This is a genomic window from Fodinicola feengrottensis, assembly GCF_039530045.1.
In the GTDB taxonomy this organism is placed as follows: domain Bacteria; phylum Actinomycetota; class Actinomycetes; order Mycobacteriales; family HKI-0501; genus Fodinicola; species Fodinicola feengrottensis.
Genome location: NZ_BAAANY010000020.1, coordinates 283388 through 296705, shown reverse-complemented (window position 1 = coordinate 296705; position 13318 = coordinate 283388). Strand labels below are relative to the sequence as shown.

10 protein-coding genes are annotated in these 13318 nt (G+C 66.7%); 7 read left to right on the top strand and 3 right to left on the bottom strand.

What is annotated here, in order from left to right; all coding sequences use genetic code 11:
* Positions 1–21: 21 nt before the first annotated feature.
* Positions 22–1224, bottom strand: coding sequence for a glycoside hydrolase family 88 protein (locus ABD301_RS25525; RefSeq protein WP_344313025.1), 1203 nt, complete (start codon positions 1222–1224; stop codon positions 22–24).
* 115 nt (positions 1225–1339) lie between these two features.
* Positions 1340–2407 (bottom strand): LacI family DNA-binding transcriptional regulator, encoded by a 1068-nt coding sequence (locus ABD301_RS25520; protein ID WP_344313024.1) that lies wholly within the window; start codon positions 2405–2407, stop codon positions 1340–1342.
* Between the two features lie 122 nt (positions 2408–2529).
* Here ABD301_RS25520 and ABD301_RS25515 point away from each other — a divergent pair, with 122 nt between their 5' ends.
* The 7 genes from ABD301_RS25515 to ABD301_RS25485 are packed head-to-tail and all read left to right on the top strand — an operon-like array spanning position 2530 to position 10239.
* Positions 2530–3621, top strand: coding sequence for a Gfo/Idh/MocA family protein (locus tag ABD301_RS25515; protein WP_344313023.1), 1092 nt, complete (start codon positions 2530–2532; stop codon positions 3619–3621).
* Complete coding sequence (locus ABD301_RS25510) at positions 3618–4538, top strand: DUF6807 domain-containing protein (RefSeq protein WP_163566851.1); 921 nt, start codon at positions 3618–3620, stop codon at positions 4536–4538. Before ABD301_RS25515 ends, ABD301_RS25510 begins: the two co-directional genes overlap by 4 nt.
* Positions 4538–5272, top strand: coding sequence for a cupin domain-containing protein (locus tag ABD301_RS25505; protein WP_344313022.1), 735 nt, complete (start codon positions 4538–4540; stop codon positions 5270–5272). Before ABD301_RS25510 ends, ABD301_RS25505 begins: the two co-directional genes overlap by 1 nt.
* Positions 5269–6420 carry a Gfo/Idh/MocA family protein gene (locus tag ABD301_RS25500; RefSeq protein ID WP_344313020.1) on the top strand — a complete coding sequence of 384 codons (1152 nt, stop codon included), beginning with the start codon at positions 5269–5271 and terminating at the stop codon, positions 6418–6420. Before ABD301_RS25505 ends, ABD301_RS25500 begins: the two co-directional genes overlap by 4 nt.
* A complete protein-coding gene (locus ABD301_RS25495; protein WP_163566853.1) occupies positions 6417–7574 on the top strand; it encodes a dihydrodipicolinate synthase family protein in 1158 nt (385 codons plus the stop codon). Before ABD301_RS25500 ends, ABD301_RS25495 begins: the two co-directional genes overlap by 4 nt.
* On the top strand, positions 7571–8395 hold the full coding sequence (locus tag ABD301_RS25490; protein WP_163566854.1) for a sugar phosphate isomerase/epimerase family protein: 825 nt from the start codon (positions 7571–7573) through the stop codon (positions 8393–8395). The genes ABD301_RS25495 and ABD301_RS25490 overlap by 4 nt, the downstream gene beginning before the upstream one ends.
* Positions 8392–10239: a hypothetical protein gene (locus tag ABD301_RS25485; protein WP_344313019.1), complete on the top strand. Its 1848-nt coding sequence runs from the start codon at positions 8392–8394 to the stop codon at positions 10237–10239. Before ABD301_RS25490 ends, ABD301_RS25485 begins: the two co-directional genes overlap by 4 nt.
* Here the strand turns inward: ABD301_RS25485 and ABD301_RS25480 are convergent.
* Complete coding sequence (locus tag ABD301_RS25480) at positions 10236–13109, bottom strand: AfsR/SARP family transcriptional regulator (RefSeq protein WP_344313018.1); 2874 nt, start codon at positions 13107–13109, stop codon at positions 10236–10238. The two genes, ABD301_RS25485 and ABD301_RS25480, sit on opposite strands and share 4 nt — an antisense overlap.
* Positions 13110–13318: the final 209 nt, after the last annotated feature.

The following is a 13318-nucleotide window of genomic DNA, read 5'->3' as shown; positions in this document are numbered from 1 at the left end:
CGACCGCGTGGCGAGTAGCGGCTAAAGTCCGATCGCGGCGGCCAGCTGGGTGGGGCGAAGGACGCGCAACAGCGCCTCCAGGAGGTAGTAATCGCCGTAGGGGACGGAAATCTCGACGCCGTCCTCGCTGGGCCGGTTGCGCGTACAGCGGGCGACGATCGCGTCGGCGCGGGTGGATGTGGTGGTCAGGCAGGTGCGGCAAAGCGCGGTAAGGATGTCCAACGCCCGGGTTTGGTAAATCGGACGACGCGAAACACGCGCAAGATCCAACAAACCGCAAGCCATCACAGCTCCGGCCGAAGCGTCCTTGATGTCATGAGGTGCCTGTGGGGCGCGGTAGTCCCAGACCGGCACATGGTCGGGTGTGAGTACGCTCAGCGCGAAGTCGGCGAGTTTCCTGGCGGTGGCCAGGAATTCCGGGTAGCCGGTCCGCCTGTACATGGTGGTGAAGCCGTAGATTCCCCAGGCCTGACCGCGAGACCAACACGAGGTGGGGCTGTAACCCTGCACGGTGTTCGGCCCGATCGGTGCCCCGGTGACCGGGTCAAAATCGAAGACATGCGGAGTCGAGCCGTCCGGTCGTACGAAGTTGTGCTGGGTCGTACGAGCGTGGGCGATCGCGATGTCGAGATATTTCGGATCGCCGGTTTGCTGGCTGGCGAAGGAAAGCAGGTCGAGGTTCATCAGCGTGTCCATGATTGCCCGGCCAGCGTTGCCGGAAGTGCCCAACGCTCCCCAGGCCCGGATGAAACGGCCGGCCGGGTTGTATCGCTGGATCAGCGAAGAAGCGGCCTGCAACGCGCCGGCGCGCCATTTGTCGTCGCCGGTCAGCCGCCAGCCGGTCACCCATGAGGGAGAGAACAGAAAACCGAGGTCGTGGGTGGAGGTGTCATTCTGTCGGGGTGCCAATTTGGTCGCCGAGGCGATCGCCAGCGACTGGAAGTTCTCCTCGCCGCTGTAGATCCACGCCAACCACAGGGCACCCGCCCAGAAGCCGCCCACCCAGTCACCGTCCTGCGAGAAGGCCCATTTCTCGAACTTCGTACCGGTCGGGAACGCCGTCACGGTCGGCGCCACCGTACGAAGTTTGGACACCGCGTAAGAGGCCGCGTCGGTGAGAACTCGCGGCTCAGCGGCGGCGGCCACTGGGAATGCTGGAAGTGCCAGCGCGCCAGCGGTTCCGGTGGCACCGGCCAGCAAAGCCCGTCGGGAAACGTCCGTCATGTCGGCCGCCATTCGTCGGATGTACGACAAGTGTGTTCGTGGATGTGAACAGGCGCTGTTGGGCTGAACAGATGCTACATACATGAAATGGCGTGGGCAAGGCTTTGATTAAGTCCTAAATCCCGCGGACGGGCGCGGTGGACGCTCGTACGACCAACTCGGCTGGGACGGGGAAAATCCCGCCAGGGGGCGGAAGTTGCCGTCCCAGGGCGAGCCGTCCGGCCGTACGCCCCGCCTCGATGAGCGGCAGCCGGACGGTGGTGAGTGCCGGCACCGCGTCCGCGCTGAAGGGGAGATCGTCGAAGCCGGCCACCGACACGTCCGCGGGCACGGTGCGGCCCTGGGATCGCAGATAGGCGCAGACGCCAAGGGCGATGGTGTCATTGCCGGCCACGATCGCGGTCAGGTCTGGCCGCTGGCGGAGCAGTTCAGCGGTCGCGGACTCTCCGGTGCCGCGGCTGAAGTCTCCGGACACCACTGGACAGTCGGTGCCGCCGAGGCCGTGCCGCTTCAGCGCGTCTTGGTGGCCAAGCACCCGCAGTTTCGTTGTTGTCCGGTTCGCCGGCCCGGCCACATAGCCGATCCGCCGATGACCGAGCGCGATCAGGTGGGCGGTCAGTGCCTGCCCGCCGCCGCGATTGTCGAAGTCCACAGTGGACACTCCGGCCAACGGCCCATGGTCCGCGCCGGCCAGCGGTGGCCGACCGCACAGAACCACCGTGGTTCCGGCGCTGACCAGGGCGCTGACCTGGGTCGCGACCGCGCGAAGGTGGTCGGGGGAGTCGACCGTACCGCCGGTGAGGACGACCGCGCGGGCCCGTTGGCGGCGCAACAGCGTCAAGTAACGCAACTCCCGATCCGGTGCGCCCGCGGTGTTGCCGATGATGGCCAGAACGTCGGTGCCGCCGGTCTCATCCTGGATGCCGCTCGCGATCAACCCGAAAAACGGGTCGGCCACGTCGTTGACGATGATCCCGACCAGGTCCGAAGTGGCGGCCGCGAGTGCGCGAGCATTGCCGTTGACGACGTAACTCAGCTCGGTGACCGCACGCTGAACCCGGGCCGCGGTGTCGAGCGCGACCGGGTAGTTGCCGTTGAGCACCCGCGACACGGTTGCCGGCGACACGCCGGCGCGGCGGGCGACGTCGGCCAGTGTGGCCGGTGGATCGGGGTGCTGGGTCATGCCGCAATCGCTTTCTGCGCGTACCGAACGCTGAGGCTACCAAGCCGGAGGTTGACAAGCCGGACCGTCGGATCCTAGTTTCGAGAGAATGTAGAAAGCGCTTTCTATGGAGGTCGTACGACGTGTCGCGTGGAGTCGATCAGCAGGTCCGGGTCGCGATTGTCGGGACCGGGAACATCGCCGGCAGCGCGCACCTGCCGGCGCTACGCGGACTGGGTCCCGAGGTGGCGGTGGTGGGCGCGGCTGACGTCCACCCCGGCGCGTTGGCTGCCTTCGCTGCACAATGGGACATCCCGGACACCGACCAGGATGTGCCGGCGCTGCTGGCCCGGACCGAACCGGACCTGGTGGTGGTCTGCTCTCCGCCCGGCCTGCACAGCGAGCACGCGAGCGCCGCGTTGCGGGCCGGCGCATGGGTGTGGTGCGAGAAGCCACCGGCACGTTCCTTGGCCGAGTACGACGCGATGATCGCCGCCGAGTCCGAAGGCGGCCCGTACGCGGCGATTGTTTTCCAACAGCGATACGGATCTGGTACGCGACACCTCGCCGGCCTGGTACGTGACGGGTCGCTTGGTGATCCGCTGGTGGCCCTCTGTCAAACCACGTGGTATCGCGACGACGCCTATTTCGCGGTGCCCTGGCGGGGAAAGTTCGAGACCGAAGGTGGTGGGCCGGCGATGGCGTTGGGCATCCACCAAATCGACCTGATGCTGGCAGTGTTGGGCGACTGGGCGGAAATCCGCGCCATGACAGGGACACTCGCTCGCAACATCGAGACCGACGACGTTTCCATGGCGTGCGTACGATTCGAGCGTGGCACGATGGCGACCGTGGTCACCAGTGCGCTCTCGCCACGTGAGGAAAGCTACCTGCGGTTCGATTTCCGGGACGCGACCGTCGAGCTCAGCCATCTCTACGGCTACCAGAACGCGAACTGGCGCTTTACCCCGGCCCATCATTGCTCTGAGGCAACAGAAAAGCTCTGGCCGTCCACTGAGGACGTGCCCAGCTCACATGCCGCCGCTCTGGATGATCTGCTGGCCAGCATGCGAGCCGGCGAGCGTCCAAAGGCCGGCGGCGCGAGCGGCCGGGCGGCTCTCGAGCTGATCACCGCCATGTATGCCTCGGCCGACAGCGGCACACCGGTCCGCCGCGGCGACATCGGTCCTGGCCATCCGTATTACCAGTCGATGCGGGGAAAGGCGGCCCGGTGAGTCAGATTCAGGTCGTTCACACGCACGGCGAGGCGATCGCCGTGTCGACCGAAGGGCTGGAGATCTTCCGGTATGTCTATCGACCCGATCCGTCCGCCTTCGAAGGCCCCAAGCCGTACGCGCATCCCCTGCGGACCCTCGCCGGCGACCTCGTCACCGGCTATCGCCCTCACGACCATCGCTGGCACAAGGGGTTGCAGTTCGCGGTTTCGCATCTGAGCGGCCACAATTTCTGGGGCGGCCACAGCTACCGACACGGCGAAGGGTATTTGCCGCTGCCGGAGGTCGTCGGTTCGATGGAGCACCTTGGCTTCGATCGGGTGCAGGTGAGCGACGAATCTCTGAGAATAGCCGAGAAGCTGCGGTGGCTGACGGCGGCTGGGGAAGAATGGGCGCGGGAAACCCGGGAAATCGCAGTCGCAGATGTGTCGCCGTCATGGGGAACGTGGTCGATTCGCTGGCGTACGGCGATAACCAATACCCGGGATGAGTCCTTGCTTTTCGGCAGCCCGACCACGGCCGGCCGGCCGGCGGCTGGTTACACCGGCCTCGCGTGGCGTGGACCGCGATCGTTCACCGACGGTCAGGTGCTCGGACCCGCGGATCTGGGCGGACCGCAAATGATGGGGCAGCGCGCGGATTGGCTCGCGTATGTGGGTAAACACGACGACGTGGACGCCACGTCCACGCTGCTTTTCGAACACGATCCTTCGAATGCGGCCGAGGCGAAGTGGTTCGTACGCACCGAGCCTTTCCCGATCGCCAATCCTTCGCTGGCTTTCGACCAGGAAATCGAACTGAGGCCTGGAGCCGTACTCGAGCGCGGGTGGCGCGTGGTCGTACGGGCCGGCGGCTGGGATCGGGACGGGATTGAGGACTATCGTAAGGCTTTCCCGTTGTCTACCTGGACCGGCTGATGGCCGTCGACGAGGCACCTCTGCCTGGTGCGATCGGGATTTCCCAGCTGAGGGTCTATGACTGGCCAGGTGCCGACGAGCTGTGTGGCGGTTCACCGCACATGCATCTGGCGTGCACCGAGGGTTACGCGGTGACTGGCGGCCGCGGGGCCGTGCAAACCCTCACCACCGAAGGATTTCGTCGCACGCCGCTGGGCGCCGGCGAGGTCGTCTGGTTCACTCCCGGTACGATTCATCGGCTGATCAACGAGGACGACCTGCGGCTCGTCGTCCTGATGCAGAATGCCGGCCTTCCGGAGTCCGGAGACGCGGTTTTCACCTTCCCATCCAACATCCTGGCCGATCCGGCGGCATATGCGGCAGCGTCCACAGTGGACCCGCTGGCCGCGGAGGAATCGGTGCGCCGGCGACGCGATCTGGCGATCGTCGGGTTCCAGGAACTGGTACGCGGGGACGCGGCCGCGCTCGCCGCTTTCCATCGAGCCGCGGGCGGCTTGGTGGCGCCGAAAATCGGAGAGTGGCGCCAGAAGTGGCAGGACGGCCCGGTGGCGGCCGCTGAGCGTACCGGCCGGCAGTTGGACGCTCTCGCCGCTGGAGATATCAGCCACCTCACCGAAGGTGCCGTCTACGTCGGCGAACCTAGCCCTGCTTGGGGAATGTGCGGCCGGTTGCAACGCTATGACACTGCGACACGACCTTCGATCGAGGATATTAGGGCGGGGAGCGAGAAGTGACGATCAGAACCGTACAGATCGCTATGAACGGCGTGACCGGGCGGATGGGTTACCGACAGCATTTGGTGCGCTCGATTCTGGCGATCCGGGACGCCGGCGGCCTGGACCTGCCGGACGGCAGCACGCTGATGCCGGAGCCGATCCTGATCGGCCGCAGCGAGACCAAACTGCGCCGGATGGCCGAGCAGCACAAGATCGAGCACTGGACGACCGATCTGGACGAGGTGTTGTCCAGTGACTCGGTGGAAATCTATTTCGACTCGGCGGTGACTTCGGCACGCGAACCGGCCGTAAGGGCCGCGATCGCCGCCGGAAAGCACATCTACTGCGAGAAACCGACCGCCACCACCCTCGCGAGCGCTCTCGAACTGGCCCGGCTGGCGGACGCGGCCGGGATCAAGTCCGGAGTTGTGCAGGACAAACTTTTCCTTCCGGGATTGCGAAAGCTGAAACGGCTGATTGACGGCGGTTTCTTCGGCCGCATCCTGTCCGTGCGGGGGGAATTCGGCTACTGGGTGTTTGAGGGCGACTGGCAGCCGCCGAACCGGCCGTCGTGGAACTACCGCGCTGAGGACGGCGGCGGGATCGTGCTCGACATGTTTCCGCACTGGGACTACGTTCTGCGCGGTCTCTTCGGGCCGATCCGTACGGTTCAGGCCATCCAGGCCACCGGGATCCCGGCGCGGGTGGACGAGGCCGGCCAGCCGTACGAGGCGACCGCGGACGATGCCGCGTACGGGATTTTCCAGCTGGAAAACGGGATCATCGCGCAGATCAACTCCTCATGGACGGTTCGGGTGAATCGGGACGAGCTGGTGGAGTTCCAGGTGGACGGCACCGACGGGAGTGCGGTCGCGGGCCTGCGCCGGTGCCGGGTGCAACACCGCTCGGCCACGCCGATGCCGGTATGGGACCCGGACATGCCCACGCCGTTGGATTTCCGGTCGCAGTGGCAGGAAATTCCGGACAACGCGGTTTTCGACAACGGCTTCAAAATCCAGTGGGAGCAGTTCCTTCGGCACGTCTATGCCGGTGGCGAATGGTCACACGACCTGTTGTCCGGAGCCCGAGGCCTGCAGCTCGCCGAACTTGGCCTGCAAGCGGCGGCTGAAGGGCGCCGGCTCGACGTGCCGGAGCTGCGGTTGTGATTCTCCATATCCCGACCGCCGATGGCTCGATTGTCGAGCACCAGCCGGCAAAGACACCCCACGCGTTCGAGCCGGTGGACACCCCGCTGACCGAGCGGGTGGTCTTCGCGGCGGCGCACGTGGTGGCGGATCCGCTGGCGGACAACAGTCCTGGGCAGCCCGCGGTCCTGGACTGGGACGCGACTCTGGCATTTCGCCGGCATCTTTGGTCGTACGGACTCGGCGTGGCCGAGGCGATGGACACCGCGCAGCGCGGCATGGGCCTGGACTGGCCGGTCGCCGCGGAGCTGATTCGGCGCAGTGGTGCCGAAGCGTCGGCGTGTGGTGGCGCGATCTCGTGCGGAGTGGGTACGGATCAGTTGGCTTCGCCCGTCTCGTCCCTCCACGAGATTGTTCAGGCATATCTGGAGCAACTGGCGGTGGTCGAGGAAGTCGGCGGCCAGCCGATCGTGATGGCAAGTCGGGCGTTGGCCGCCTTCGCGACCAGCCCTGACGAGTACGAGCAGGTGTACGGCACTGTTCTGCGGCAGGCCAGCCGGCCGGCGATCCTGCATTGGTTGGGACCGATGTTCGATCCAGCGTTGAGCGGCTACTGGGGGAGCGACGACCTCGACAAGGCGACTGACACCCTTGTCGACTTGATCGTGGCGCATCAGGACGCGATCGACGGCGTGAAGGTGTCCTTGCTGGACGCCGATCGGGAGGTCGAGCTTCGCCGCCGGCTGCCGGCCGGGGTGCGGTGCTATTCAGGTGACGATTTCCATTACCCGGAACTGATTACTGGCGACAAGCATGGCCACAGCGATGCCCTGCTGGGAATTTTCGATCCGCTGGCCGGTGTAGCGTCAACGGCTGTCCGGCAGCTGGCCGACGATCCGGCCGCCGTCCGCCGGCTGCTCGATCCGACGGTGGAGTTCTCTCGACATTTATTTGGCGCGCCTACCCGGTTCTACAAGACCGGGGTGGTATTCGTGGCCTGGCTGGCCGGTTTCCAGGACACTCCGCGCATGGTCGGCGGCCTGGAGAGCGCTCGCTCGGTGCCGCACCTTGCTCGTGCGTACGTCCTCGCCGACAGGCTCGGACTTTTCCCTGACCCGGATCTCGCCGCGACCCGAGTACGGGATTTCCTCCGGTTGGCGGGAGTCGATCAATGAGCCGGTTGTCGATCAACCAGCAGACAGTGAAGCAACTTTCGTTGCCTGAGCTGATCAGAGCGTGCACCGCTGTCGGTGTTGACGCGGTCGGGCTCTGGCGGGAGCCGGTTGCCGAGTACGGGTTGGTGCGGTCCGCCGAACTGTTCACCAGCGCTGGATTTTCCGTCACCAGCCTTTGCCGGGGTGGCTTCTTCACGGCCGCGGATCCGGCCGACCGGCGCCGGGCGATCCAGGACAATCGCGCAGCCATCGACGAAACGGCCGCGCTGGGAGCACCGGTGCTGGTGCTCGTTGCCGGTGGGTTGCCGGCCGGTTCTCGCGATCTGCGAGGGGCGCGCGCTCAGGTCGTCGACGCGATCGCAGAACTGGCGCCGTACGCGGCTGAGCGCGGTGTGCGGTTGGCGATCGAGCCGCTGCACCCCATGTTCACGTCGGACCGCTGCGTGGTGTCCACTTTGGCGCAGTCGCTGGACATCGCCGAGCAGTTCCCGGTGGCACAGGTCGGCGTCTGCGTGGACACTTACCACCTGTGGTGGGATCCGGACCTGGATGCCGGCATTTCGCGGGCGGGGGAGCGGATCGCCGCGTACCAACTGGCGGACTGGACGACGCCGCTGCCGGCCGGCGTGTTGACCGGTCGTGGGCAGATCGGCGACGGTTGTGTTGACTTTCCGGCGTTCACCGAGGCCGTGCTGGCGACCGGCTACACCGGCCCGATCGAGGTGGAGATTTTCAACGACGAGCTGTGGAAACGGGACGGTGCGGCGGTGGTCGCCGAGATCGCCGCCCGTTATCCGGCCTGTGTCGGGACAGCTTCTTGACCAACGAGAGACCTATTTCGCCGCTGGATTCGGCGATCTCGACCAGCCCCACCAGCGTCGAGGACCTGCTTGATCTGCTCACCAGTCACCTTGCCCGGGCGATCGCACGGCAGGGCGCCGACGGGAGTTTCGATGTCGCCGGGCGTGAACTCGATGTCGGCGACAACACTCTCGGGGTCGTTTCCCTGCTAGCGTACGAATGGCACCTCAACGCGGACCCGGGGCTGGTCGAACCGGTCCGTCGTGGCCTGGATTTTCATTTCCGGCAGCGGATTTTCGTCACCGACAACCCCGGCACACCGTTCTTGCGGGTAAGGGACAGTGGCCTCCCGTACGCACGCTACTGCCTGACACCGGGCCGGATCCCCGGTGGCGACTGGCCGACCACGGTCTGGGCTTTGTTGCACGCGGTGAACATCCTGCGTTTCGGCGACGGGCTGCTGACTGACCAGCACCGGCTGGCGCTGCTGGACCTGGGCCGTTCGTACTGGCGCTGGTCCACCGAGGTGACCGACTTCGATCCACAGGATGCCAGCAACCAGGCCATTGCTTGTGTGATCGGTGGCATGCAACTGGGTGATTTGCTGGCGGCGGCCGGTGAACGCGAGGTGGGTGAGTCCATGCGCGCGGCGGCGATGCGGCTCTATCTGGAGAAGATCCGGCCGACTCGCGCCACTGACCGCGGGTACGCGTACTTCCAGGAGCACTCGGGCGGGTTCGATCAGAACTACAGCGCGATCGCGCTGACCTTCGTCACCGAAGCTTATCTGGCCACCGGCGAGACAGTTTTCGCGGCGGACGCTGAACAACATGCGCGCTACCTGAACCTGCGGATGTCGGTGTCCGGCTTCGACTACGGCGGTGCCCGGCACAACGAGGAACGCGACAACTCGCCGAACGTGCTGGGTTTGCGGTTTTGGAGCAATGCGCTTGGCGACGATCTCGGTCGCTATCGGACCGACAGCTCCCGGGCATTTCATATGGACAGCGCGGATGGGGTGCCGACCGGCCATTTCGCCTTCACCACCATTTGGTTGATGGAGCACCGGCAGGAGTGGTGGCCGTCCGGCCGAGATGAGAATTCTCGTTACAAGCTGCGAAAAGGCACGACGTCGGTGGTCTTTGATGAGTCGTTGGTGCCGTATTCGATCACGGCCGGGCAGACCGAGATCATCCATCAGATCGGTCCATATTGGACGGACGAGCACGGCCTTCATCGGCTGACGAACCTGGTTTCGGTGGCCAGGTCCGAGGAGTACACCGATGGCCAGTACGCGGTGAAGGTCATCCACTCAGTCGTCCAGGGCCCGCACGGGGTGGTTGGCGTACGGACTGCCTATATGACAGACGGGACAACGCTGACCGTAATGTCCACTGTGGACAATGAGGTCAGCGGCGAGTTTGGCTATCTGGTGGGACTGCCGTACCTGACCGGTACGCCGCCAGCCAGCAAAGTCACCAGCGTCACCTGCGATGGCGTACGAATGAACCTGACCGACGACGGTCGGTCCCTCACGGGTTCGGCAGTGACGGCGGGGGAGCTGACACTATCCGGCGGGGCTGGCATCCGGGTGACGAACGTGACCGTGCCCGCTGGCGGGGATCCGATGAGCTATTTCAACTCGGCGGCGACAGTCGGGATGTTGCTGGAGCCCTACAGCCTCATTGTCTCGAAAGAGCGGGATCCCTGGGGTGTGCCACATCCCGCCGCCGGCTGGGCGGCTTTACAAGGAACCACACTGTTGCAGGCTCCGGCCGGACCTGACCGTACGGTAATTCTGCATTATGGGACCGGGAAATCGCCCCTGACCTTGGACGTAAGCGTACTTAAGCTGCTGGGTTAGGAACCGGTACGCAGAGTGTGGGAAAGCTGAGCTGCCCGCTGGCGATATCTCCACGCAGGGCCCGCCCGGCGCTCGGATTCGTTGAGATCACTCAAAAGCAGCAGAGCGTCCACTTCGGACCGGCGATCGCCGAGAGTGCGGTACGTCGGAAGGGTCTCTTCGAGCAGGGCGATCGCCGGCCGCACCGCGCCACGCTCGGCGGTGAGCTGGCCGAGCTGGAGCTTGGTGTTGGCGACGCCGAGGTCGTTGCCGAGGCCGCTGAAGATGGCCATCGCCTCGCGTTGGTACGCGGCGGCCATGGCGGGTTCTTCCTGGCGGTGCATGAGAAGCCCGAGTTTGTGCAGGACATGTGCGGACCGGTTGTGGTCGGCCACCGCACCGGCGTCCAGGCGGGCGCGATCCAGCCACTTGCGGGCGGCGGTGGCATTGCCGGCGCTCATGCCCACCAGGCCGATGGCGGCCCGGGCGTACGCGACCCCGTGGGCATTGCCGGTTTTTTCGTACAGTCCCAGCGCCAACCGGTAAAAGTCGAGTGCTTGGTCGTTTTTCTGGTCGTAGTGGTGGGCAGCGCCGAGGCCGGACAGTGCGGCCGCCGCACCGCGGCGATCACCGAGTTGGGTGAACAGTGCCAGCGAGCGGTGGAATTTGCCGGCCGCGGCTGAATACTGGTCGGCGTAAATGTCGAGTTGTCCAAGCCCACGCAGGATCATCGCCTCACCGCGGGCATCGCCGGCCGACACGGCCGCGCGCAGTGCCGCCCGGTGCGTACGCCGCCAGTCGTCGACATTCGCGCGCAGCTCGAAGAACGACGCCAGCCCGACGGCGAGGTCGACGGCCAGTCCGGCGGCGCCCGCGTCGGCGGTCTGCTCGGTGACGGCGACCAGTCGGGACTGCTCGGACTCCAGCCAGCGAACGGCGTTCCGGCGGGCCCGCGCCACCACCTGGGCGGCCGGCGGGACCGTCGTGCGGCGAGCCGCCGCGGCCGGCTCCACCTGGAAGAAACCCACTGGCAACGACTCGGACGCGTACGCGAGGAGGGTCAACCACCCGCCGGCCATTCGTTCCAGCGCGGGCAGCGGTATGGACGCGGTCCTACGGCCGTCCAGATAGCGCCGGACCAGGCCGGACAGTTGGTACGTCGGGATGCCGAGGGTATCCGTGCCGACCGGTTGCAGCAGTCCGGCGGAGACGACGCCGTCCAGGGTGCCGGTCGCACCGGACAGCGCGGACACCATCCAGTCCGGGACCGGCTCCGGACCGAGGGTAGCGAGGACGGTCAGCGCGTCGGCAGCGCCGGCCGGCAGCCGTCGAAAGTCGGCATCCAGGCTGGCCCGTAGCTGTTCGGTCGCCGCCCCGATGCCGTCGGCGACGACGCCGTCCAAACCGCGACCCTTCGCCGGCACGGCGATCGACCATAGTGGCCTGTACGGCTGCGCGATCAGGCCGGCGGCCACCGTACGCAGCGCTAATGGCAGCCCGTCGCAGCCGGTCACGATGGCTTGCGCGGCGGCCGGTTCGGCGTCGACGCGGTGCTGGCCAAGCAGTTCCGCGAGCAGCTGGTGGGAGTCGGGATCTTCGAGAGCGGGCACCGAGATGCGCCGAAAGCCCGGCAGAGTGGGGTGGTGGTGCCGGCTGCTGACCAGCGCGGCGGAACCGGTGGTGGCTGGCAGGAAAGCGGCGATCTGGTCGGCCGTCGCCGCGTTGTCGACGATGACCAGAACGGCCCGGTCGGCCAGCAGCGAGCGGAACTGGGCGGCCCGGCCGGCGAGGCCGGGCGCGAGCGCTCCGGCCGGCACCCCGAGCGCCCCGAGCGCCTCGGCCAGCAGGTCCGTGGCGCCCCGTTCGTCGGTGCCCCGACAGTCGACGTAGATCTGGCCGTCCGGAAAGCGCCCCCGGAACCGGTGCGCGGCGTGTACGGCCAGCGCCGACTTGCCGACCCCGGCTGGGCCGGTGAGCAGCACGAACGTGGGCCCGGTTGCGATCTCCAGGGCGGTCGCGATCTCCGCGGTCTCGGCTTTGCGGCCAACGAAGTCGGCGGTGTCCGCAGGCGTTTGGAAGACCCGCGGTGGCGGCACGTACGCCTCGCCGCGCGGCTCGGAGTCCAGGTCGGCGTCCGCCAGCACGGTCCGCTGTAGGCCACGCAGCGCCGGTCCGGGATCGATGCCGAGTTCGTCGACGAGCACGGTCCGGGCGTCCACGTACGCCTGCAGGGCCTCGGCCCGGCGGCCAGCGCCGTGCAGTGCCCGTACCAGCTCGAACCAGAGCTGCTCGCGCAGCGGGTGCTCGGAAACCAGAGCCCGCAGGTCCGGGATGGCCTGTGTTGGTCGGCCGAGCGAGATCAGCGTGCCCAGCCGCAGTTCCTCGGCCTCCAGCCGGAGCGCCTTCAGCCGGCTGATGGTTATTTCCCATTCCGGCGCGGGAGACAGGTCGGCCAGCGGATCGCCCCGCCAGAGCCGGTTGGCCTCGTCCAGCAGCGCACTGGCCCGGACCGTGTCGCCGGAGCCGTGTTGGCGGCGCGCCTCACCGACCAGCTGTTCGAACCGGATCAGGTCACTGGCGTCGTCGTCCAGGTCGATCCGGTAGCCGGACGGCCGGGTCTGCAACGGGCCGTCGCCGCTGACGCCCAGTCGCGCGCGGAGCGAGCTGACGTACGTACGCAGGTTCGCGACTGCCGAGCGCGGTGGCGCCGCCGGCCACAACACGTCGACCAGAACATCGGTCGAGACCGTGTGCCTGGGCTGCAGCAGGAGCGTGGCGAGCAGGCGCTTGGCCTTGTCGCCGCCCACCTCGACGACCTGGCCGAAGCGGCGGACCTCGAGTTGTCCCAGGATGTGGTACCGGAAGAGGAACTGGTGGTTCGGTTCGGTCACGGCTGTTCACCCCCGTGCGGCGCGAAGTCCCTGCTCGGACCGGCAAAAGGCGGCTTTGGGTGCAAACGGTACCTGGCCGCATCCACCTTGCCCGGATATTGGCCAAACTACGCCAGGTAAACGTGGTAAATAATCATGTCGGGCGAAGTTTGTAGGAAATTTGTATCCGGCCCCGCTTAGCTGAAAGCGCCTCACCACGCTGGACCGGC